Origin of the sequence: Uliginosibacterium flavum (assembly GCF_040566545.1) — a bacterium.
Classification (GTDB): Bacteria; Pseudomonadota; Gammaproteobacteria; order Burkholderiales; family Rhodocyclaceae; genus Uliginosibacterium; species Uliginosibacterium flavum.
In genome coordinates, this window is record NZ_JBEWZI010000002.1 from 331,323 (window position 1) to 355,008 (window position 23,686).

The 23,686-nt window shown below is 60.7% G+C and carries 20 protein-coding genes and 1 pseudogene; 7 read left to right on the forward strand and 14 right to left on the reverse strand.

Annotation, left to right across the window (positions count from 1 at the left end; all coding sequences use genetic code 11):
* Positions 1-13: 13 nt before the first annotated feature.
* The 6 genes from ABXR19_RS03225 to rpe form a co-directional block, all read right to left on the reverse strand.
* A complete protein-coding gene (locus ABXR19_RS03225) occupies positions 14-1,177 on the reverse strand; it encodes an iron-containing alcohol dehydrogenase (RefSeq protein WP_354599640.1) in 1,164 nt (387 codons plus the stop codon).
* Between the two features lie 147 nt (positions 1,178-1,324).
* Complete coding sequence (gene trpE / locus ABXR19_RS03230) at positions 1,325-2,824, reverse strand: anthranilate synthase component I (protein ID WP_354599670.1); 1,500 nt, start codon at positions 2,822-2,824, stop codon at positions 1,325-1,327.
* A 298-nt stretch (positions 2,825-3,122) separates the two neighbouring features.
* On the reverse strand, positions 3,123-3,800 hold the full coding sequence (gene gph / locus ABXR19_RS03235; protein ID WP_354599641.1) for a phosphoglycolate phosphatase: 678 nt from the start codon (positions 3,798-3,800) through the stop codon (positions 3,123-3,125).
* Positions 3,801-3,812: 12 nt separating this feature from the next.
* On the reverse strand, positions 3,813-4,565 hold the full coding sequence (locus ABXR19_RS03240; RefSeq protein WP_354599642.1) for a hypothetical protein: 753 nt from the start codon (positions 4,563-4,565) through the stop codon (positions 3,813-3,815).
* Positions 4,566-4,815: 250 nt separating this feature from the next.
* On the reverse strand, positions 4,816-5,490 hold the full coding sequence (locus ABXR19_RS03245) for a class II aldolase/adducin family protein (protein WP_354599643.1): 675 nt from the start codon (positions 5,488-5,490) through the stop codon (positions 4,816-4,818).
* A complete protein-coding gene (rpe, locus tag ABXR19_RS03250; RefSeq protein WP_354599644.1) occupies positions 5,487-6,197 on the reverse strand; it encodes a ribulose-phosphate 3-epimerase in 711 nt (236 codons plus the stop codon). Before rpe ends, ABXR19_RS03245 begins: the two co-directional genes overlap by 4 nt.
* A gap of 66 nt (positions 6,198-6,263) precedes the next feature.
* Between rpe and apaG the strand changes: the two genes are divergently transcribed.
* From apaG to ABXR19_RS03285, 7 genes are all read left to right on the forward strand, one after another.
* Positions 6,264-6,650, forward strand: coding sequence for a Co2+/Mg2+ efflux facilitator ApaG/CorD (apaG, locus tag ABXR19_RS03255; protein ID WP_354599645.1), 387 nt, complete (start codon positions 6,264-6,266; stop codon positions 6,648-6,650).
* Positions 6,651-6,833: 183 nt separating this feature from the next.
* Positions 6,834-7,625, forward strand: a complete 792-nt coding sequence (locus ABXR19_RS03260) for a substrate-binding periplasmic protein (protein WP_354599646.1) — start codon at positions 6,834-6,836, stop codon at positions 7,623-7,625.
* 1 nt (position 7,626) lies between these two features.
* Entirely contained in the window at positions 7,627-9,570 is a 1,944-nt protein-coding gene (locus ABXR19_RS03265; protein ID WP_354599647.1) for a CHASE domain-containing protein, read from the forward strand.
* Positions 9,571-9,843: 273 nt separating this feature from the next.
* Positions 9,844-10,944 carry an HlyD family secretion protein gene (locus tag ABXR19_RS03270; RefSeq protein ID WP_354599648.1) on the forward strand — a complete coding sequence of 367 codons (1,101 nt, stop codon included), beginning with the start codon at positions 9,844-9,846 and terminating at the stop codon, positions 10,942-10,944.
* A gap of 12 nt (positions 10,945-10,956) precedes the next feature.
* Positions 10,957-12,540: a DHA2 family efflux MFS transporter permease subunit gene (locus tag ABXR19_RS03275; RefSeq protein WP_354599649.1), complete on the forward strand. Its 1,584-nt coding sequence runs from the start codon at positions 10,957-10,959 to the stop codon at positions 12,538-12,540.
* A 121-nt stretch (positions 12,541-12,661) separates the two neighbouring features.
* A complete protein-coding gene (locus ABXR19_RS03280; protein WP_354599650.1) occupies positions 12,662-14,497 on the forward strand; it encodes a heparinase II/III domain-containing protein in 1,836 nt (611 codons plus the stop codon).
* A 181-nt stretch (positions 14,498-14,678) separates the two neighbouring features.
* Complete coding sequence (locus ABXR19_RS03285; RefSeq protein ID WP_354599651.1) at positions 14,679-15,941, forward strand: DEAD/DEAH box helicase; 1,263 nt, start codon at positions 14,679-14,681, stop codon at positions 15,939-15,941.
* A 207-nt stretch (positions 15,942-16,148) separates the two neighbouring features.
* Here the strand turns inward: ABXR19_RS03285 and cysC are convergent, their stop codons facing one another.
* The 8 genes and pseudogenes from cysC to ABXR19_RS03325 form a co-directional block, all read right to left on the reverse strand.
* On the reverse strand, positions 16,149-16,748 hold the full coding sequence (cysC, locus tag ABXR19_RS03290; protein WP_354599652.1) for an adenylyl-sulfate kinase: 600 nt from the start codon (positions 16,746-16,748) through the stop codon (positions 16,149-16,151).
* Positions 16,749-16,847: 99 nt separating this feature from the next.
* Entirely contained in the window at positions 16,848-17,963 is a 1,116-nt protein-coding gene (locus ABXR19_RS03295) for a glycosyltransferase (RefSeq protein WP_354599653.1), read from the reverse strand.
* Position 17,964: 1 nt separating this feature from the next.
* A complete protein-coding gene (locus tag ABXR19_RS03300; RefSeq protein WP_354599654.1) occupies positions 17,965-19,725 on the reverse strand; it encodes a hypothetical protein in 1,761 nt (586 codons plus the stop codon).
* 142 nt (positions 19,726-19,867) lie between these two features.
* A complete protein-coding gene (locus ABXR19_RS03305) occupies positions 19,868-20,461 on the reverse strand; it encodes a hypothetical protein (RefSeq protein ID WP_354599655.1) in 594 nt (197 codons plus the stop codon).
* On the reverse strand, positions 20,458-20,835 hold the full coding sequence (locus ABXR19_RS03310; protein ID WP_354599656.1) for a GtrA family protein: 378 nt from the start codon (positions 20,833-20,835) through the stop codon (positions 20,458-20,460). Before ABXR19_RS03310 ends, ABXR19_RS03305 begins: the two co-directional genes overlap by 4 nt.
* Positions 20,828-21,796, reverse strand: a complete 969-nt coding sequence (locus ABXR19_RS03315; RefSeq protein ID WP_354599657.1) for a glycosyltransferase — start codon at positions 21,794-21,796, stop codon at positions 20,828-20,830. Before ABXR19_RS03315 ends, ABXR19_RS03310 begins: the two co-directional genes overlap by 8 nt.
* A complete protein-coding gene (locus ABXR19_RS03320) occupies positions 21,793-22,731 on the reverse strand; it encodes a UDP-glucuronic acid decarboxylase family protein (RefSeq protein ID WP_354599658.1) in 939 nt (312 codons plus the stop codon). The genes ABXR19_RS03315 and ABXR19_RS03320 overlap by 4 nt, the downstream gene beginning before the upstream one ends.
* Positions 22,732-22,733: 2 nt before the next feature.
* Positions 22,734-23,686: pseudogene (locus ABXR19_RS03325) on the reverse strand (UDP-glucose dehydrogenase family protein); the annotation flags it as partial.

The window sequence follows — 23,686 nt, forward strand, 5'->3', positions numbered from 1 at the left end:
CCACTCCGTACGATCAAATCCGCGTCGCAAGGATCTCGCCAGCAATGGCCGGGGTGATGCTGCCATGCTCGCCAATCTTCAAGAAGCCATGCCTGGTGAGGCGGTCGGCAATTTTCTGCGGCGCCAGTGCGGCATCCGTCACGCCGTACAGCGACAGATGTGTGTGCACGCCAAGTGACTCGAAGAAGGCTTCAGTCGCGGCAATCGCCGCTTCGATACGCTCATCTTCGCTGCCCGTATTGATGCCCCAGATGCGGTCGGCGTACTGCAGGAGTTTGGCGCGTTTCTCTTCGCGACGGTTGCGCCACAGACCGGGCATCACCACAGCCAGGGTCTGGGCGTGATCCAGACCGAATTCGGCGGTGATTTCGTGACCGATCATGTGGGTGGCCCAGTCCTGTGGCACGCCGCAGCCGATCAAGCCGTTCAGGGCCAGCGTCGCGCTCCACACCTGGCTGGCGCGGGCCGCATAGTCCTGTGGATTGGACATCACTTGCGGGCCGACTTCGATCAGGGTGTGGATGATGCCTTCGGCAAAACGATCCTGCAGCGGAGCATCCGCCGGGTAGGTCATGTACTGTTCCATGGTGTGCACAAAGGCATCGACGATGCCGTTGGCAACCTGGCGCGGCGGCAGGCTGAAGGTGGTTTGCGGATCGAGTACGGCGAACTGCGGATAACAGTGCTCGCTACCGAAACCGAGTTTGTCACCCGTGGATTCGCGCGAGATTACCGCGAAGGTATTCGACTCGGAGCCAGTGGCCGGCAAAGTCAGCACCACGCCCAGCGGCACAGCGGACTCCACCGGAGCGTGCTTGGCGAGGATGTCCCAGGGATCGGCGCCTTCGAAACGGGCTGCGGCGGCGATGAACTTGGTGCCATCAGCCACCGAACCGCCACCGACGGCGAGCAGGAATTGCACATCTTCGCGCTTGACGATGTCGACCGCCTGCATCAGCGTTTCATAGCGCGGATTCGGCTCGATGCCGCCGAACTCCAACCATTGATGATCTTTCAGCGCGGCCTTGACCTGATCGTAAACGCCGTTTTTCTTGATGCTGCCACCGCCATAGGTGACCAGCACTTTGGCACCGGCTGGAATCTGGCCGGCAATCGCGGCGATCTGGCCCTGGCCGAAGAGAATGCGGGTGGGGTTGTAGTAGCTGAAGTTCTGCATTGCCAAGCTCCTTGTTGATCAAACAGCGGGCCAGATGGCCGGCGGAAAAACATGTCGCGTCCTGCATTTTTTGGCGCAGTGCGCAAGGCTGCGCATTTCCTGCAATCAGCTGCCTGAAGAGCCGCGCCCAGCGAGGCTCTTCAGGCTTCAGTCGAGCTGCGTATCCAGCCCGCCCTCAGCAATCTCGGCAGCACGGATCACCGCGCGCGCCTTGCTGAGGGTTTCCTGCCATTCGGACTCAGGATTGGAATCGGCAACGATGCCAGCGCCGGCCTGCACGTGCAGGATGCCATCCTTGATCACCGCGGTGCGGATCGCAATCGCCACATCCACATCGCCATCGAAACCGATACAGCCCACCGCGCCGGCATACACGCCGCGTTTGGTCGGCTCCAGCTCGTCGATGATCTGCATGGCGCGTACCTTGGGCGAACCGGACACGGTGCCCGCCGGGAAGGTCGCGCGCAGCACGGACAGCGCCGCAGCACGCTTGTCCTGATTCGGCGGCAACACACCTTCCACGTTGGACACGATATGCATGACGTGAGAATAACGCTCGACCACGAACTGCTCGGTTACCTTGACGGTGCCGGTGGCTGCCACGCGGCCCACATCGTTGCGACCCAGATCCAGCAGCTGCAAGTGCTCGGCCAGTTCCTTCTGATCGGCCAGCAGCTCTTTTTCCAGCACCAGATCTTCTTCCGGCGTGGCGCCGCGCCGACGCGTGCCGGCAATCGGCCGCACCGTCACCAGTTGCTGATCACCATCATGTTCGAGCTTGACCAGGATCTCCGGCGAGGTGCCGACGACATGGAAATCCTCGAAGTTGAAATAGAACATGTAGGGCGAGGGATTCAGCGCGCGCAGGCTGCGGTACAGCGCCATCGGGCTGGCCGCGAAGGGCTTGCTCATGCGCTGGCTCAGCACCACCTGCATGATGTCGCCCTCGACGATGTAATCCTTGGCGCGCTGCACGGCAGCCTTGAAGCCTTCCTGACCAAAACTCGATACCGCCGGCTGTGGCGTGGTACGCACGTCGGCCGGAATGGCGACCGGCTCGCGCAACTTGGCGACCAGCTCGACGAGACGTCGCTGGGCACGCTTGTAGGCGCCCGGCACTTCCGGCTCGGCATACACGACGAGCGTCAGCTTGCCGGAAAGGTTGTCGACAATCGCCAGCTCTTCGGACAGCAGCAACACGATATCCGGCAGATCCAGATCGTCCCTGGGCTCGCTCTGGGCCAGCTTGGGTTCGATGTAGCGCACCGTGTCGTAGCCAAAGCTGCCGACCAGACCGCCGCAATAACGTGGCAGGCTGGCAAAGGGCGGCACCTTGATGCGCTGCATGTACTCGCCGATGTAGGCCAGCGGATCGCCATAGTCGCGACGCTCGACGATGCGGTCGTTGGACAACAGCAGCACGCTGCGCCCGCGCACTTCGATGCGCGTATTGGCGCGCAGGCCAATCACGGAGTAACGCCCGAAGCGCTCACCGCCCTGCACAGATTCGAGCAGATAGGTATAGGACTCGTTGGCGAGCTTGAGGTAGATGGACAGCGGGGTGTCGAGATCCGCAAAGGTCTCGACGGTCAGCGGGATACGGTTGTAGCCCTGGGCGGCAAGCGCCTGGAATTCTTGTTCGGTCATCATGACTCCGATATTTCTCTTCAATTCAGGAAGGCTTGGCCGGCATGCATGCCGGCCCGTGACGCAGCACTCAGAGAGCGCGCCATGAACTCCCGCTGCGTCGCCAACTGAAGGCTAGGCAAGTCGGGAGGATCTCCTCTGCGAGAAACAGGCTCTGGCAAGTCACGATGATGGAATTCAGGTTAATGCCCGCATTTCAAGAATGCTTGAAAATGAAGCGAAGCGGTTCTGACTAGGCGCGCCGACGATGACAGTACATTGAGTACGGCAAGGAAGCGCAACAACGTCAGAATCATTTTCAGGTGTTCGTCAGCAGCGGGGGTAATTCGACGAGCGACGATAGTAACCCGTCGCAATCTTCAGTGTCCACGGCGACCCCCTCGTTGTAGCCATAGGTCATCAGCAGCACCGGCAGGCCTGCGCGGCGGGCGCACAAGGCGTCATTGCCGGAGTCGCCGACCATCAGCGCGGCCTCGCGCGCCACGCCGACCTGGGTGCAGGCATGCCACAAAGGCTCGGGATCGGGCTTTTTCTGCGCCAGGGTATCGCCGCCGACAATCACATCCATGAAGGCCAGCAGGCCGAGTTTTTCCAGCAGTGGTGCCACAAAGGCCTCAGCCTTGTTGGTCACCACGCCCATTTTCAGACCGCGTGCGAGCAGCAGTGGCAGCGCTTCCAGCACGCCGGGATAGGCGGTGGTGAGCAGGCCATTGGTATCGTCGTAATGCTTCAGAAAGGAAGCCAGGCCTTGCGCCAGACGGTCCTCCGGGACAGGCCCGCGACCGACGGTGAGCAAGCGCTCGACCAGCACCGGAATGCCCTTGCCGACAAAGCTGGCGACTTCGGCATCCGTGCGCGGCGCCTCGCCCAGTTCGGCCAGCATGCGCCGCGCGGCCTCGGCCAGATCCGGGACGGAATCGACGAGGGTGCCGTCGAGGTCAAAGAAGACTGCTTGCGGCGAAAATTTGCGGCTCATATCAATCCAGTCCTAGGCTTTGGACGCAGCCTGCGCCCGGCGCAGCCACTCGGCATTATGGTTTTGGGCATGGCGGTGCCAGTGGCCGGAATCCTTGATGATCTGCTGATACAGCTCGCGCGCCTGAGCCTGATTCGCCTCACCGGCTTGCGTCACCAGCCAGTCGGCAAAACGGCACTTCGGCTCGGCATCGGTGCCGACTTCCAGCGCCAGCGCAAAGGCTTCGTGCACGCCGTCGATCCCCGCAGCCGCGCGGGCGCGGGCATACAACAAGGCGGCTTCGGGATGGCGCCGCGCTTCCTTGTGGTCGGCGTACAGGCGCTCCAGACTCGCCACGGCGTCCTGCGGCTGGTTCGCTGCCAGTTGGGCGCGCGCCAGACCGCGCAACAGCACCGCATCGGTCGCGAACGGGCCTTGCGCAGCATCGGCATATTCCTTCAGCGCAGCCTGCACATCGCCGGCATCGAGCAAGGCGGCGGCCAGACGCAGGCGATTGTTGATGATCGGGGTCAGCTCATAGGCCTTGCGGGCTTCGCGCAATTCACGGCCCGGATCCATGGCCTGCACCACCGCCCGCCCGGCCTTGCGTACGCTACGGCTCCCGCGCAGCTCGGGCAGGTAAATCACCGCAAAATACACAATGCTGCCCAGCAGCGGAAAGGAAAACAGCACAAACAACCAGAACAGATTCTGGCCGTGCCGGATCGCATGAATGCCGAAATACAAGGCGATCAGAATATGCACACCCAAACCGAAAATTTCCACGAATACCGCTCCGGATCAGAAGATGAAATGCGAGGCCGGCAGCATAGCAAGGCGAGGTGAATTGCGCACTGCGCGCAGTTCAAAAGGCGCTTGCAGCATGGCGGAAGACCCTGCCCGAAGAACCGCACCCAACTTGCCTGTGCAGCCACCCTGCCTGCACAGGCAAGCTGGGTGCGGTTCTCCAGCCTCCTTGTGGGATCGACGGGGACGTCGCTCCCACGGTGTCACGCGCCGTGGGGAGGAAAGCCGCTCATTGTTGCTGCTGACCGTAGCCCGCGAACTGCGCCTCAACCTCAGCCAGCTGCGCCGGCGTGAGCAGATGCGGCTCGCCCAGCAGCTTCGCGCGCCAGTAGTGCTCGCACAGGGTTTCGAATTCGACCGCAGCGGCAATCGCCTTGGGCGCATCCTCGCCCAGCACGAGCATGCCGTGGTTGGCCATCAGGCAGGCCGTGCGACCCTGCAAGGCCTGCAGCACTGCGTCAGACAAGGCTTGCGTGCCGTAAGTGGCGTAGGCAGCGCAGCGCACATCCGGCCCGCCGAAGCGCAGCACCATGTAATGAAACGCCGGGATCGTCAGCCCATGGCAGGCGAGTGCGGTGGCGCTGGACGAATGGGCGTGCATCACGCTGCCGACCTCGGGCCGCGCGGCAAGGATGTCGTGATGCAAACGCCATTCTGAAGACGGTTTACGCTCGCCACGGCAGCCGCCCTTGAAATCCAGCCAGACCAGATCGCTTTCATCCAGCTCTTCGGCCGGGATGCCGGATGGCGTGATCAGGAAGCCTTCACCACAACGCAGGCTGGCGTTGCCCGCCGTGCCGGCATTCAGGCCACGTTTGCTCATCTCGCGAAAGACGCGCAGCAAGGCCACGCGAGCATCGCGTTCGGTGTGGGTGGGGCCGGATTGGTGCGGGAAGCCGATCACGCGGCGGGTACTTTCGCCAGCTCGGCGCGCATCGCGGCGATCACCGAGTCATAGCGATTCGGGTCGGAATCCTTGCCGGCACCGAACACGGCCGAACCGGCGACGAAGGCATCCACGCCCGCCGCGGCGATCTCGGCGATGTTGCCCGGCTTCACGCCGCCGTCGATTTCCAGGCGGATGTGCCGGCCGGTCTCGCGTTTATACGCATCCAGCTTGGCGCGTGCCAGACGCGCCTTGGGCAGGGTCGCAGGGATGAAGCTCTGGCCACCGTAGCCGGGGTTCACCGACATCAGCATGATCAGGTCGATCTTGTCCATGACGTGATCGAGCCAGTCCAGCGGGGTGGCCGGATTGAACACCAGCCCGGCCTGACAGCCGTGATCGCGGATCAGTTGCAGGGTGCGATCGACGTGGCGCGAGGCTTCGGGGTGGAAGGTGATGATGTTGGCGCCAGCCTTGGCGAACATCGGCACCAGCGCATCGACCGGCTCGACCATCAGATGCACGTCGATCGGCGCCGAAGTGCAGGGGCGAATCGCCTCGCAGACCAGCGGGCCGATGGTCAGATTGGGCACGTAATGGTTGTCCATCACGTCGAAATGCAGCCAGTCGGCGCCGGCGGCGATGACCTTCTCCACCTCGTCGCCAAGGCGGGCGAAGTTGGCTGAGAGCAGACTGGGGGCGATGATGAAGGAGCTGTCGGACATGGCGGGTTCGCAAGGGTCGGCAAAGCGGTATTATCCCTGTCGCCCCCAGACAGAAGCCAGAAAAAAATGAACGAACCCAAACCCCCTCGCGCCATCAAGGTGGACGCCATTGCCCGTTACGTACCGGAGCAATCCGCGCCGGACGAAAAGCGCCACGTCTTCGCCTACCAGATCACGATTACCAACATCGGCACGCAAGCGGCCAAGCTGCTGGGCCGCCACTGGTACATCACCGATGGCAATGGCGATCTGGACGAAGTGCAGGGCGAAGGCGTAGTCGGCGAACAACCCTTGCTCGCGCCCGGCGAAAGTTTCGAGTACACCAGCGGCTGCGCGCTGGCAACACCCTTTGGCAGCATGCGCGGCAGTTACCTGTTCCGTGACGCGGAGGGTGTCGAGTTCGAAACAGACATCCCGGAATTCTTTCTGGTCGGGCCGCGCGTCCTGCATTAGCCGAAGAGCCGCACGCCGCCTTCATCTACAAGCAGGCACACAGGAGAAGTCCGACCCATGCGGCTCTGCAGGCAGCCTTCTTGCTAGGACAAAAAGAGCGAAGCTGCCCGCTTGGGTGCCACAGTTTTCCTCTGCGCAGCCGTTATAGCCGCTACGCCTGCCCCTGCAGCAAAAAGGAATGCCATGCTTCGTCACCTGCTTGCCCTGCTCTTCGGAGCCTGCCTGCTATGCCCCCCTGCCGCCCTGGCTGCCGGGCCGGACTGCTCGCGTCCGCTGACCCTGGCGCTGCACGAACACGGCCTGCTGTATTCATCCGCCACTGACAGCGGCGTCGACCGGGATATTGCCGATGCGCTGATCCGCCGCAGCGGCTGCAAGGTGACCGTCACCCTGATCCAGCGCGCACGCATCTGGCAGCTGATCGAATCGGGGGCGCTGGATTTCAGCCTGTCCGGCATCACCAACGAGACACGCGACAAATTCGCCGGCTTCGCCTGGTATTTTTCCAACAAGTATTACCTGTTGGTGCGCCGCGATGCCGGCGTCAAGGACATCGACGACTTTGCGCGCAAGCCCGCGCTGCGTCTTGGTGTGATCCGCGGCTTCCGCTACAGCGCGACCGCCAACACCCTGGTCGACCAGCTCAACGAGGCTCAGCGCGTGAGCTACTCATCCGGGTTGGAGCCTCTCTACCAATTGCTGCAAACCCGACACATCGAGGGCATGATCATTGAGCCCTTTGACTACCCGGCAGTGGAGAGCAGCAAGATCCGCGAGATCAGCAACATCCTTGAATTTGGCGATGATCCCGTGCCGCACGGCCTGATCATGTCGAAAAAATCCCTCAGTCTTGAAGAGCAGGAAAAGTGGCGCCAGCTGATCCGCGCCATGCGCGACGACGGCACGGTGCTGCGCATCTTCGAGAAATACTTCCCGGCCGAACTGGCCCGCACCCTGAGCAATTTCAAATACTGAAATGCTGAGCCTGCGTCCGCACCTTCCTGCAGCGCTGGCGCTTGCCGTATCGCTCGGCGTCACCGGCTTGCTCTGGCAACACGAGCAAACCCTTGCCGAACAGAATTTGCACGCCCGCTTTGACGACAGCCTGCGTGACACCACCAGCCGCATCGTGCAACGGATGAGCGCCTACGAGCAGATGCTGCGCGGTGTACAGGGCTATCACGCCGGCTCCGCCCAAATCGACCGGAAGGAATTCACCGCTTACATCGACAGCCTGCAGCTGGGCGCAGATTTTTCCGGCATCCAGGGCGTAGGCCTGATCACGCTGACACCAGCCGCCGGCAAGGAGGCACTCAGCGCCCGTATGCGCGCTCAGGGGTTTCCTGATTACACGATCAAACCGGCCGGGGAGCGCGAGGTCTATGCGGCCATCGTCCAGGTTGAGCCATTCAGCGGACGCAACCTCGTCGCCCTCGGCTTCGATCCCTACACCGACCCCGTGCGCCGTGAAGCAATGGATGCCGCGCGCGATGCAGGCGCTCCGCGCATCACGCGCAAACTGCAACAAGTGCTGGACCGCCAGCCTGACGAAGGCCCGTCCTTCATCCTTTACGCGCCACTTTACCGCCACTCCGCAGCGACGGACTCCGTTGCCCTGCGTCGCGCCAATATCGTCGGCTGGGTCTATGCCCCGGTGCGCCTGGCTGAACTGATGGGCAGTCTGTACGGCGAAGCAGAAACCGATGTAGCCATCCGCCTGTTTGATGGCATCACCGCCGAGCCTGCCGCGCAGTTTTTCAGCACTCACCCGGACTCCCCGCCAGCGCGCATGCACACCCGGGAATACCTTGAGGTCGGCGGGCTCAGCTGGACGGTCGAAGCCCGCGCCCTGTCCGGCTTCGAAGCCCGTTTCGGCAGCAAGGATGCAGGCATCATTGCCATCAGCGGCGTCTGCCTGAGCCTGCTGCTGGCAATGCTGACGCACCTGCTGGTCAGCGCGCGCCAGATCGCCATCGGACTCGCGCATGCCATGACCGAAGATTTGCGCCGCAGTGAAGAGCGCTGGAAATACGCCCTCGAAGGTGCCGGTGATGGCGTCTGGGATCGCGACCTGCGCACCGACGAAGTGTTTTACTCCCAGCGCTGCCTGGAAATTTTCGGCTACACCGAAAGCGAAATCCGCCCTGTGCGCAGCGAATGGGTCGAACGCATCCATCCGGAGGATCGCGATATGGCGCTGGCCGCCAGCTACGCCTGCGTGACGGGGCAACAAGACAGTTTCGCCAGCGAATACCGTCTGCGCTGCAAGGATGGGCGCTGGAAATGGGTGCTCCTGCGCGGCCGCGTGATGAGCCATGATGCCGATGGCAAACCCTTACGCCTGATCGGCACGGTATCGGACATCGACGCACGCAAAGCCATCGAAGAACAAGTCCGCCACATGGCCCAGCACGATACGCTGACCAATCTGCCCAACCGCGCGCTCTTCGTCGAACGCCAGCAACAAGCCCTGAGTCTGGCCCGTCGCGACCACTCCCAGGTCGCCCTGCTCTTCGTCGATCTGGATGAATTCAAGAGCATCAATGACCACTTTGGCCATGCCATCGGCGACCTGCTCTTGCAGGAAGTCGCCCAACGCATGCTGACCTGCGTGCGTGAATCGGATACGGTCGGACGCATTGGTGGGGACGAATTCATCGTCCTGCTGACCCAGTTACACAACGCCGAAGACGCCCGCAACATCGGCGAAAAAATCCGCGCATCACTGGCCGAGCCCTTCATTCTCGACCGCCAGACCATCCGCATCTCCGCGAGCATCGGCATCGCCAGCAACGTCGAGAGCACAGACGATGCCGGCGCCCTGTGGATGGCCGCCGACGTGGCCATGTACGCGGCCAAAGCCGGTGGCGGCAATCAGATCGCACTCAGCACCGACGAGGCGGCCAGCTCTGCCGGATGACTCGTTGTGCCAGAACGGGTGCCGCGCCACGGAGTCCGGCAGGTGCGCCCATGAAGAGCCGCGCGCCGCCTTGACCTACAGACATGGCATGCCGAAGAAGACCGTCCCGCGCGGCTCTCCGGAAGGCCTCCCGACTCAGGAAAATTCCCGGCAACCTGAAATAACCGCCCGCCTGGTGGCCCGGCCATGCGCTCCCGTATACACTCCTGCCGGCTCATCCCGTCAGAAAAATCATCCACCCTGCGGCTTAGCTCCCCGCCCGGAAAATCTCCCATGACTGCAACACCCCGCACCCCCAGCAAGCAGCCCAAAGCCCGCATCCTCTTCGCCCTCGCCCTGATCATTGTTCTGGGTCTGGTCGCACAGCGCTGGTGGTGGGGCCGCAGCCACGTTTCCAGCGACAACGCCCAACTCGAAGGGCATATCGTGCCCATCGCCTCGCGCGTAAGCGGCTATGTACTGAAGGTAAACGCGGCCGACAACCAGCTGGTGCCTCAGGGCGATGTGCTGCTGGAGCTTGATCCGCGCGACTACACCGTCAAGCTGGGTCAGGCCGAGGCCGACTATCACCAGGCACTGGCCGCCGCCGGCAAGGATGGCCAGCCCGGCGAAGCCCTGGCCCGCATCGGCGCCGCCCAAGCCACGGCAGCAGCCGCCAACACCCAGTCCGGCTCGGTCCAGGCACAGATTCGGGAAGCGCAGGCAAATGTCGACAAGGCCGAACGTGACCTGCAGCGTAACCGCGAGCTGGCCAAGCAGAAGATGATCAGCGCGTCCTTGCTCGACGCAGCGGAAACCACCGTCACTGCGGCCAAGGCGCGCGTCTCGGCGCTCGAAGCCCAGCTCAAGAATGTGCAGGAATCGGCACAGGCCGCCGGCCAACAAGTTGGCGTCTCGTCAGCCGGGCTGAAAGTGGCGCAGGCCAAGGTGCTCGCCGCCGAATCTGCCCTGCAGTTTGCCCGCAACCAGCTGGGTGATACGCGCGTGCTGGCGCCCGCAGCCGGCATGGTCACCAAAAAAGCGGTAGAGCCCGGCCAGATGATTCAGGCCGGCCAGACCCTGATGTACCTCGCCTCGGCCGAGCAGGTCTGGGTCACGGCGAACCTCAAGGAGACCGAACTTCACCAGGTGAAGATCGGCCAGCAGGTGGATGTCGAAGTAGACGCCTATCCGGATCTGAAACTCATCGGTCACGTCGAATCCTTCAGCCCGGCGACCGGCGCACGCTTCACCCTGCTGCCGCCTGACAATGCCACAGGCAACTTCACCAAGGTGGTTCAGCGCGTGCCAGTGCGCATCGCACTCGACAATCCGCCTGCCACGCCGCGCCTGCTGCCCGGCTTGTCGGTCAACGTGACGATTTCCACCCACTAAGCGCCGCGTCTCGTGAAACCGATTCTTCCCGGCTGGTCGCTCACCGCCACGCCCGAGGCCATTCTGGCCAAGCGTTTCATCATCGCCATGACGGTGACGCTGGGCTGCGTGCTCGAACTGGTCGACACCAGCATCGTGAATGTCGCCGTGCCGCACATGATGGGCACGCTCGGCGCGACGCTGGATGAGATCACCTGGGTCTCGATCGGCTACGTGATTGCCAACGTCATCGTGCTGCCGCTCTCCGGTTTTCTCTCGCACCTGTTCGGGCGGCGCAACTATTTCATCCTGTCGATTCTGGTGTTCACCCTGGCCTCGCTGGCCTGTGGCAATGCCAGTTCGCTGGGCTCGCTCGTGTTCTGGCGCATCGTGCAGGGCCTGGGCGGCGGCGGGCTGATTGCCACAGCACAATCGACCATCTTCGAAGTCTTCCCGCGCAAGGAAATCGGCAACGGCATGGCCATTTTCGGCATGGGCATCATGACCGGCCCCATGCTCGGCCCGACGCTGGGCGGCTGGCTCACCGATCAGTATTCCTGGCCCTGGATTTTCTACATCAATCTGCCGCTGGGCTTGATTGCGCTGGTGCTGACCCTGCTCTACGTACCGGAATCGAAGCATCGCCAGAAGATTGAAAGCATCGATTATCTGGGCATCCTCCTGCTGGCGGTCGGCGTCGGCACCCTGCAACTATTCCTCGAGCGCGGCGAGCGCCTGGACTGGTTCGCCTCCTGGGAAATCATCTTTTATGCCGTCTGCAGCCTCGCCTCGATTGGCAGCTTCATCATTCGCCAACTCGAAATCGACCACCCTGTGGTCAATCTGCGCGTGTGCAAGGACGCGCAATTCAGCGCCGGACTGGTCATCACCTTCCTGCTCGGCGCCTCACTGTTCGCCACCGTCTTCGTCTTCCCTGTGTATGTGCAGACCCTGATGGGCTACACCGCCTGGCAAACCGGCATGCTGATCCTGCCTTCTGCGCTGGCCTCCGGTCTGGCCATGCCCATCGTCTCCAAACTCATCAATCGAGGCGTCTCGGCACGCGGCATCGTCGTCCTCGGTGCGATGCTGTTTTTGTACTCGATGTGGGGGCATTACCAGTTCAGCACCGAGTCAGGTGCGGCCGATTTCCTGCCGCCCCTGATCCTGCGCGGGCTGGGGCTGGGCATGCTCTTCATGCCACTCAACAGCCTGACCCTGGCCAACATCGCCCCGGCTGAGCGCGCCGGCGCCACCGGCCTCTACAACCTCACCCGCCAGCTCGGCGGCAGCGTCGGCATCGCCATTTCGGCCACCTTGCTGGTCAGCCTGAGCAACAGCAAACGCGCGATATTAGGCGAGCATATCGCCGGCAACAGCGAATCCGGTCTGCTCCGGCTGGCCATGCTCAAGGCCCGTCTGCTCGCCACCGGCATCCCTGAAAGCATGGCTCAACTCAAGGCCTACGCCCTGCTCTCGCTGCAGATCGGCAAGCAGGCGCAGATGCTGTCCTTCGCCACCATCTTTCTGCTCTTCGGCCTGGCCATGGTCGGCATCCTGCCGCTGCTCTGGCTGATGAAAAAACAGAGCGTCACCGCCGGCCCGGACGCACACTGAACCTGCCAACAGACTGCCCGCTCAGCCGCATACAGCAAGGCTGAGCGCGCAGGCTGGCTGCACAAGTCCGTCCGGTGCGGTTCTCCGGGCATGCCACACAAAACCCTCAAAGGAGCAAGCCATGACAAAATCGACGCCTTGGCCTGGCGCCAGGCACCTACTGACAAAGCTGACGCTGCTGTGTGGCGTTTTGCTGTTGGCCGCCTGTGCCAACCCGCCGACAGTCCCCGCGCCAGACGCAACCCCGAAAACATCGGCGACCCTGCCGGATCACCCGCGCCTGATCGCCAGCCGCGCTGACTGGCAGCAACTCGCCACACGCCGCGCCAGCGATCCGGATCTCAACCGCCTGGTCGAGCTGTTGCTGGAACGCGCGCGCGCCGATCTGAAGCGCGAACCCGTCGAGCGCAAGCTGCAGGGCCGCCGCCTGCTTGAAGTGTCGCGTGAATTCATCCGCCGCAGCCTGCTGTGGAGCTTTGCGTATCGCGTCACCGGCGAGCGCGTCTTCCTCGACCGCGCCCGGCGCGAAATGCTGGCGGTGTCGGCCTTCCCGGACTGGAATCCGAGCCACTATCTGGATGTCGCTGAAATGACTGCCGGCCTGGCGATCAGCTACGACTGGCTGTATCACGACCTTGCCCCGGAAGATCGCAACACGCTCCGCCGCGCCTTGGTCGACAAAGGCATCGCCCAAGCACGCAATGGCCACAAGACCTTTACCATGACGAATAACTGGGGCCAAGTGTGCATCGGTGGCATGGTGCTGGGCGCACTCGCCGTCGAAGAAGACGAGCCGGAACTCGCCCGCGATCTGCTTGCCGCCGCCAAGAAAAGCTCTTTCATCGCGCTCGACGCGTATCAACCGGACGGCATCTATCCCGAAGGCCCCGGCTACTGGACCTATGGCACGAGCTACGAAACCCTGCTGATCGCGGCCCTGCGCAGCAGCCTGCACACCGACTGGGGTCTGCTGGATGCGCCTGGCCTCAAGCGCAGCGCGGAGTTCTTTACCCACGCCGTCAGCCCCAGCGGCAGGCAGTTCAACTTCGCCGATGGCAACGAAGGGCAGGAGATCGGGACTCCCCTGTTCTATCTGGCGCGCGAGCTCAACCAGCCCGCCCTGATCGATGCCAAACGCAGCATGATCCGCAACAAGCAGGGCCTCAACGAACGCTTCGCCCCGCTGATCGCCCTGTGGTGGCCCGATGCCGCAAAGGCCCAAGCGGCGCCACTCCACTTCTCTGGCCAAGGCCCGCAGCCGGTGGCGATCTGGCGCTCATCCTGGAACGATGCGAACGCGCTCTACTTCGCCATCAAGGGCGGCGGCGCCAATCACAACCACGCGCACATGGACGGCGGCAGCTTCATCCTCGATCTGGATGGCGTGCGTTGGGCGAAAGATCTGGGCATGCAGGATTACAACAGTCTGGAAAGCCGTGGCATCGACCTGTGGAACATGAAACAGGCCTCGCCGCGCTGGAATGTCTTCCGCCTCGGCAATGCCGCCCACAACACCCTGAGCCTTGACACCAGCCCGCACAATGCACTCGGCATGGCTACGCTGCGCATGCAGGGCGACAATGAGGCGCAACTCGACCTGAGCCCGATTTTCCTGCCCGGCCAGCTCAAGCAGGCCACGCGCACAGCCCGCGTGGAAGGCCAAAGCGTCAGCCTCAGCGATGCGGTCACGGGAGCCAAGCCCGGCAACGAAATCCGCTGGGCCATGACGACCGAAGCGGCGATCACATTGAACGGCAACGAAGCCACGCTCAAACAAACTGGCAAAACCCTGCATGTGCGCTTCGCCGGCACGCCCGTCACGCTGGAAGTCGTCGATATTTCCAAGCCGCGCGCCGACTTCGACCTGCCCAACCCGAACGCCCGTCAGCTCGTCGCCCGAGCCCCCGCCGGAGCGAATGGCAACTGGAATCTGAGCGTGCGGTTCTCGCAGGAGTAGTCACAGCCGGCCCCTTGCAGAGCCGCGCGGGGCGGCCCTGCGCGGGCAACCAGCTCGCACAGGCAAGCGGGATGCAGCTCTACGGGCAGCGGCTCTTTGGGCGGACGAATACAGTCAATCCAGACGCCGCCGCGAGACTTGCCTATCATCACGCTCTGAATCTCTTTTCGCGCTGCCTCCCATGCCCTTCTCCGCCCTCGGTCTTGCCCCTGCCCTGCTCAACGCCCTCGCCGAGCGCGAATTCACCACGCCCACGGCGATCCAGCTCACCGCCATTCCGGCCGCGCTACGCGGGGAAGACGTGCTCGGCTCGGCACCGACCGGCTCCGGCAAGACCGTGGCCTTCGCCCTGCCCATCCTGCAGCAGCTGGCCGGCATCAAACGCAAATCGATTTATGGGGCCGCACGCCGCACCCACGCCTTGATCCTCGCCCCCACGCGCGAACTGGCGATCCAGACCGGCGAGACGCTGAAAGCCTTCGCGCAGCACCTCGCCGAGCCAGTGAAGATCGTCGTGGCCTTTGGCGGCGTCTCGCTGAACCCGCAGATGATGGCCCTGCGCGGTGGTGCCGACATCATCGTCGCCACACCCGGCCGCCTGCTCGACCTGCTTGATCACAATGCTTTGAGCATCAGTGCGATCAGCACGCTGGTGCTGGACGAAGCAGACCGCCTGCTCGACGCCGGCTTTGCCGACGAGTTGCAACGCCTGCTCGCCCTGCTGCCCGCTCAGCGTCAGAGCCTGCTTTTCTCCGCCACCTTGCCGCCGGGCGTCGAAGAACTGGCCGCCGCGCTCTTGCACACTCCGACGCGCATCGCCGAGGTGGGCGATGAACCCGAGATCGCCCAGCACGCCATCGCCGTCGACGCCCGTACGCGCACCCAGCTCCTGCTGCACCTGGTCAAACAGGAAGCCTGGACGCGCGTGCTGGTCTTCGTCGCCACCAAATATGCCTGCGATCTGGTCGCCGACAAGCTCGCACGGCGCGGCATCCACGCGGCGCCACTACACGGAGAACTGAGTCAAGGCACGCGCAGCGAAGTGCTTGCCGAGTTCAAGGCCGAACGCCTGCATGTATTGGTGGCCACCGATGTCGCCGCGCGCGGCCTCGACATCGCCCGCCTGCCAGTCGTCATCAACTACGACCTGCCCCGCGCCCCGGCCGACTACGCGCACCGCATCGGCCGCACCGGCCGTGCTGGCGAAGCAGGTCTCGCCATCAGTTTCATCAGCGCCGACACCGAAGCCCACTTCCGCCTGATCGAAAAGCGCATCGGCTTCAAGCTGGAGCGGGAATTCGTCGAAGGCTTCGAGCCCACCGAAGAACCCAGCCCGGATGTGGCTGCTGGCGGACTCAAGGGCAAACGCAAGAGCAAAAAAGACAAGCTGCGGGAAATCGCCGCTGCGGCTGCCGATGGCGGAGTAGAGAGCACTGAGGGCTGAATGCGGAAAACCCCGCCCGGCTCGGCTGACGGTCGTAGGGCGGAACGCTGCAGAAGCTTCCGCCAGCCGCCGCAAAGCGACATTCATCCGCGTAAAGGGTGAGTGGGCGGAACAGCTACGCGCTCCGCCTCACACATATCCGCCACGCGAGGCATCGACAGGGAGCCGTCGCACAGCCTGCTGAAGAAGCTTATCCAGAGCGCTTCTTCAGGCTGCCAGGCCCAGCAGACCCTTCAGCTGGGCAATCGCCTCGGCTGATGACAGCAAACCGGTATCCAGCGCCAGATGCGGGTTTTCGGGCGCCTCGTAGGGCGACGAAATCCCCGTGAATTCGGGGACAGCACCTGAGCGCGCCTTGCAGTACAAACCCTTTGGATCACGCGCCTCGCACACCGCCAGTGAGGTGCTGACAAACACTTCTCGAAATTGCTCCGGGCCGATGATCTCCCTCGCCAACTCACGATCCGCACGAAACGGCGAAATAAACGCGGCCAGCACGATCAGCCCGGCATCGTTCATCAGATGCGCCACCTCAGCGACACGACGGATGTTCTCGGCACGATCCTCCGCCGAAAAGCCCAGATTGCGATTCAGCCCATGACGCACGTTGTCGCCATCCAGCACGCAGCAGGCGCGCCCCGCCGCAATCAGCTCGCTCTCCAGCGCATACGCCAGTGTCGATTTGCCGGCGGCGCTCAGGCCGGTGAACCAGATCGTCAAGGGCTGATGGCCCAGCAAGGCCTGCCGATCCTCGCGCGAGACTTGCCCGCCATGCCACACAACCAAAGGTTTCAATTTATCGTTCATAGTTTGGTCTCAACTCTCGATATGCATCCAGGTCCTTCAATCGACAAAACCCAAGATAGCATTCCCAATAAATCGTAACGCAGCCCTTCAGCTGACCCGTCAAGCTTCCGAAAGAAGCACACGTCTGTAGAGATCTAAATACTTCTCCCCTGCCGCACTGGTGTGGAACAAACGCACACAGCGTTCATGGGCCGCCGTGCCGTACTGCTCAGCCAACGCTGGAGTCTCTATCAAACAGCGCATCGCGCGAGCCAAGGCCTCGGGATCAGCCCCTGGAACCACCAGACCGGTTTCTCCATGTGCATTGACATAGGACGTACCTGTGCCAATCTCCGTTGAAATCAGCGCTTTCCCTAGCGCTGCGCCCTCAAGCAGCGACACGCCAAAAGCCTCTGCCCGTAGATGTGATGAGAACACGACAGCTCGGCATTGTCGGATCAATGCAAACTTATCCTCATCAGTGATCTTCCCCAGAAAATGCACATTCGGAATCCCCGAAGCCAAATAATGCAGGCGCTCGCGCTCTGGGCCATCTCCCGCGATTACCACATCAAAGCCGGTGAGCTTCGCGGCCTCAATCAGATACTCCAAGCCCTTGTAATAACGCAACACACCGACAAAGAAGAAAAAAGGCTTCTGAAACCGTTGCTGCCAGTTCGCGGAAGTCTCAGCCGAAGTTTCCGGAATATCTGCAGGATCAATGCAAAGTGGAATTACGTCCACTGCGCGCCCTAGTCGTGAAAGATACTCACTGGTACGTGCGTACGCGGGAGAAGTTGTCACGATTGCCTTCGCCTTGGCCACAAAGCGGGAGCGCAACGGCGCATACAGCGCTTCAGCCACGCGTTGACGCACGATATCGGAGTGATAGGTAATGACGTAAGGTTTGCCGGGATTGCCCAACAATTCCAGCACATCGCCAAATGGCCACGGATAGTGGAAATTCAGGATATCGGCCTTCTTTGCCAACTGCCGGAACAGCAATATCCCGCCAGGAGAGCCCATGTCACAGGAGGAAACATCTATCACGCTTTTAGCGCGAAAGACGTCCGCATCGTCGATACGCACAAATGAAGGCCGAGGCTGTTTTGCCAGCGTAAAGACCATCGAATCGCACCCTGCGCGCTTCAAACCCCGAGCAATCTGACGAATTGCCTCCTGAAGCCCTCCCTGGGTTTCGGGGAAATAAGTCCGATAGACGTGAAGTACTCGCATGTCAATTCTCTGAAAAAGAAGCCTGCTTGTAGAGACGATAAGCGTGTATTTCCAAATTCGAGGCGGCCTCTACACAGACAGACACCTCGGTAGCGCTTGCGGGCTCGCGCATCTGGACAATTGCATCAACCAGCAGGCCGGCTCTGGTCGCCTCTATCGGTGACACAAACAACTCCTTTGCGCCTGCATCGGAGGTAATCCTCACCACATCACCTCGTGACGCGCCTTCGTTTCCTTGCAGCTGAAAACGGTAACGCCCAGCCTCAAGACCTACATAAGGTCCATAAACAATACATCCCGAACGCCCGTCCGCCTGAACGCCGGAATCGCTCCAGCGCCCGACCTGCGAAGGTAGGCTCCAAAGAGCCTTTCCTGAAAAATCAATGTTGCGCCCATTGTGCGAAGCTTTCGGCCTCACCACGATCAGCCGACGAACATCCCCCTTTAGATCCTCCGCCACCTGAACAGAGACTCCCGAATCAACAGACCTGAGCTGTTGAAAACACTCAGCTCCTGATGCCCCAAGGCAGAGGACCTCAGCGCTCCCCTTTCGGTCGAGTGTTTCCGTCAGATACTTCCGAAGCGCCGTACCGTTGCCAACCCAGCGAAAAGCCAATCCATACGCGCGCTGCTCCACAATCATGGCACGCATAACCGCCGGCCAAACGCGCCAATAGTCTCCCGCATAGAGGCCGTCTGCAGACACGCCATCGTCCTCCGCCTTAGACAGGACCGCATAGTCGTTGCGCTCTGCAGGCCAAGTCAGCCAAGCTGCATAAACGGCTGTTACTGCGACAAGAGAGACGCAGACAATGCCAATCACACCGTTTGCAATAACAACTCTCCGAAACAACAAGGCCAGCACCGAAGAGATGGCGAAGTATGGCCAAATAAAATAGCGCCAATGAAATAGATTCCGCTCAACCCACTCGCTAGATAAAAACACCAAGATCCAAAGCGCTGCGAACAAGACCAATGCACAAACCAGCCGGCTCTCAAGCGCCGGAACTGACTCAGCCACGCCATTCCCGAGGTGCCATTTTCGAAAAGTATCAGCAATAAAGTGAGTAAAAGCGAGCAGTCCAACAAGAAGCAGAGAACCAAAGTAATTGATGCCAGGAAAAGAACCCGAAATCAGCGCGCCCACCCCCCTGTGTATACGTTCAAACGCAAACTGGGAATACCCGCCGCCAACAGCCTCTCCAAAATACTTCGAGATCAAGACCCACGCCACAAGCGACGCCGCCGAGAAAATTGCCAACACCACAGCTCGCGAACAAGGCTTCTTTCCCCATAGAACCCCAAATAGAATCACAAATACAAGCGGAACAATCACAGCCGGATTGACTCCTGCGGCAAGAAAGACCAGCAATAACGATGCAGCAAAGAAGGGCCACGCTCTCAGGTGCCGCCCCCATACAAAATAACTCGACAACAAAACAGCCAACAACGGAAAAGTGTATTCAACATGCCACACGGCAATTTCAAAAACACCCACCCCAGTCAGGCCGGAGAAAAAAACACAAACCAGAACAACATAGGTCAGCAAGAATTCTCGCCCCCGCCCTCCCAGCATCTCATTTAGGACAAAAGCCTTCGTTGCGAGCGTGGCCATCAAGACTACAACTGGAACAATCGCAACAACTTTTAGATTAAATGCCGGATCCCTGACAAAGCTCACTACAAAGGGAAGCAGATTCGCCAGCCTGTCCTGACCCCAGTAGAACAAGGTCAATTTTTGCAAAGACATGATTGAATTCATGATCACGTCTGCATTCATGAGAGCAGGACTAAGGTGGCGTGAGATTAACGCCGTCGCAGAAATTGACACTGCCAAGACACAGAGTAACGACCAAAACCATGGCGCACGAGAGGACAGAAATCGAGTCACCATCTCTCAGACCTCATCGACATGCGTAACTACCAGCCTGCTGACTGTTACGGAACGGATTCGTCAGATCATCCGTGTACTCGCCCATCAGCAGACGATGCTTGGGAAGGAAGTGCAGGCGGTAATAGCGGCTCATTGTCGAAAGCCGCCGCCCCTTCTCCGTCAGCTTCACGCAGCCGTTCTCGATCACGATGGTGCCAGACTCGATCTGCTCGGTCAGCCGGACGTCGACCAGACGGTGCTCTTTCAGGTACTCCTGCGTAAAGACGTCTTTCATTGCATCCTGCCGGATTCCACCGCCGCGCTGCTCAAGCTTTTCGAGGATGTAAAACGACAGCGAGCGATCAATAACCGTAGGCACCGAGATCGCAAAGGCGTAGCCGAGCAAGAGCCAGATCAAAAGCATCTGAAACTTTTCGAAGGGGTTGAATCCCCTCCCGAAAGGCAACCATAACAAAGAAAAAGCCACTACAGCTGCCAGCACACCATCGGCAATGGCCGCATAGAACACGACATTCACGTCCAGAAAATTAATATGGGCAAGATAGATCGTTAGCAGCACGATGCCGAATACAGCATTCGCCAGTACAAAAAGTTTTGTTTTCATTGCTTGAATACCAACAGCTTGTTTCCAACATAACTGAGCGCGAACTGCATCGCCGTAGCCAACAGGAAGCCCACCCGATAGTCGTTCCCCAGCCAGTCCGCCCACAGCCACATCACAAGTCCGTGAAGCAGGGCGATAGAGCCGTAGAGCGCGATGAACCGGGCAGCCTGCCCATGCCATGCATCACGCGCGCCATGTGCGAAGACGAAATAGCGATTACCCAAAAAGGAAGCCGCAATGCCAAACATCGCGGCCACCAGATTTGCTAGCCCTGCTGAAGGAAACCCAAGCACATGCAGATTGAAGGCCAGCACAGCATAGTGCACCACAGTCGCCATCAGGCCGTTCAGCACATAGCGAACAAACTCAGGCATCCAGACTGATCTCCCCGGCAGGCGTCAGGATACGATCCACAAACTCTTTGTAGCTGAGTGCCGTTGTCACCGAACCACTGCGCACGACACCTGTGAGCATCAACATCATGAGCGCCAGCGTCCCGGTCTGAAGAAGCGTCAGCACGAGGATGCCGAAAGCCACCGAGAACCAGCCCGGCGTAGCGAACCCGGCCAGCTTGAGTACGATAGCCAATAGCCCGCCAAGCACGGAGAGTGCTGCAACCCCTGCACACAGCAGCCCCACACGCACCAGTACATCTTCGGCAAACACCATCAAGGCGCGAAACCCGTGCAAAGCCAGTCCGACAAAATTCATCTTGGATTGACCGGCATAGCGTGGACCTCGAGCAATCGAGCAGATGCGAAGACGCAGCTTGGACGCCAGTAATGCAGCCGCCACATGAATCGGCGTTTCCTGCATCGCAGCGAGTCGCTTCACCCCAGCTTGGCGCAGTGCCATAAAGTTGCCGAAGCTGATCGCCCGCCCTGTCATCAACGAGAAAACTCGCTTGTAAACCTCATAGAAGGCCTTGAACTTCAGAGACTCCACCCGGCTCTTGCGCTGGGCCACCGCTGCGTCAACCTGCACGTCGTCTAGCGCAGCAAGCAATTCGGAAATGGTCTGCGGCAGATCTTCACCATCGGAATCCATGACCACGACAAGTTGTGATGAAGTCATATGCTCTGCAGCCAACCCAAGACCTATGGAGATGGCACGCTGATGGCCCACGTTGCGCCGCAACTTCACTATTGCACCACCGGCCTGCAAACCTTCAAGCACAGAAGCAGGCAAGGGCTGGCGCACAGAGCCATCATCCACCGCCAGAATGAAGAGCTTGGTGCCGAATACTGCGTCCAGCTCCCTGAACAGTCGCGACGAGGCCTCCAGATCCTCATAGACAGGGGTGACGACAATGACTTCGGCGTGAGCGGTAATCATGCCTTAACCACCTTGCGGAAGTAGTCGATGGTTTTCTGCAACCCTTGGTCAAGCGCAATCGTTGGCTCCCAATCCAGCACTTCGCGAGCGAGCGAAATGTCGGGGCGGCGCTGCTTCGGATCGTCCTGCGGCAGTGGGTGAAATACCAGTTCCGATTTACTGCCGGTAAGTGCAATCACGCGCTCGGCCAACTGCAGCATCGTGAATTCGCCGGGGTTGCCGATATTCACCGGCCCAGTAAAGTCTGCCGGGGTATTCATCAGACGAATCATGCCCTCAATCAAGTCGTCCACGTAGCAGAAACTGCGCGTTTGGGAGCCTTCGCCATAGATCGTGATGGGTTCTCCCTTGAGCGCCTGCACGATAAAGTTACTCACAACCCGGCCATCAGATGGGTGCATACGCGGACCATAGGTGTTGAAAATGCGCATCACCTTAATCTCAAGCTTGTGCTGGCGCCAATAGTCGAAGAACAGAGTTTCGGCACAACGCTTGCCTTCGTCGTAACAGCTGCGAATTCCAATGGTATTCACCCGACCCCAATAACTTTCGGGTTGAGGATGCACTTCTGGATCGCCATACACCTCGGAAGTGGATGCCTGCAGGATGCGGGCCTTCACGCGCTTGGCCAGGCCCAACATGTTGATCGCGCCATGCACACTGGTCTTGGTGGTCTGCACCGGATCAAACTGGTAATGCACCGGAGATGCTGGGCAAGCCAGGTTGTAGATCTGATCAACCTCCACATACAAGGGAAAAGTCACGTCGTGCCGCATAACCTCGAAGCGTGGGTTTTGCAGCAGATGCTCAATGTTGCGCTTCGAGCCAGTAAAGTAATTGTCGACGCACAGCACATCGTGATCCGCATCCAGAAGCCGTTCGCACAGATGCGAACCCAAGAATCCCGCACCACCGGTTACCAATATTTTTGCCATTTTTATCTTCTCCCGATCGATGAGTATTCAAGCCCGGCCGCGCGCGGCAGCTCCGGGTCATACATGTTGCGTCCGTCAAATACCACCGGGCTCTTAAGTGCCGCCTTGATGGCCTCGAAATCCGGACTGCGGAATTCCTTCCACTCAGTCACGATCAGTAGCGCATCGGCATTCGTGAGTGCAGCCATAGGGCGGTCGGCATACGTCAAACCTGCCGCGTCGCCAAAAATGCGACGCGCCTCCTCCATCGCAACCGGATCGTAGGCAGATACCGTAGCGCCGCGTTTGAACAACTCGATGATCATCACACGGCTAGGCGCCTCGCGCATGTCATCGGTGTTGGGTTTGAAGGACAGGCCCCAGATTGCAAAGTGCTTGCCAGAAAGGTCTTCACCGAAACGCGCCACAAGTTTGTCGAGCAGCACCTGCTTCTGTGCATCATTGGCATCTTCCACCGCCTGCAGCACCTTGAGCTGCAGGCCTGCGTCGGCAGCAGTCCGGATCAGAGCCTTCACATCCTTGGGGAAGCAGGAGCCGCCATAGCCGCAACCGGCGTACAGGAAGTGCCAGCCGATGCGGGGGTCCGAGCCAATGCCTTGACGCACCTGTTCGATGTCGGCGCCGAGCTTCTCGGCCAGTACCGCGAGCTCGTTCATGAAGGAAATCCGCGTGGCCAGCATGGCATTCGCGGCGTATTTGGTCAGTTCGGCCGAACGCACATCCATCACCACGAGCTTTTCATGATTGCGCTGAAAAGGGGCGTAGAGCGAACGCATCAGGCTGATGGCCTGCTGATCTTCAGGATCGACACCGACCACGATGCGGTCCGGGCGCATGAAATCATCCACCGCAGCACCTTCCTAGAGGAACTCGGGATAGGAGACGACGCTATACGGGACTTCAATGCCTCGCTTGGCAAGTTCGTCGGCAATCGCTTCACGCACCTTGTCGGCAG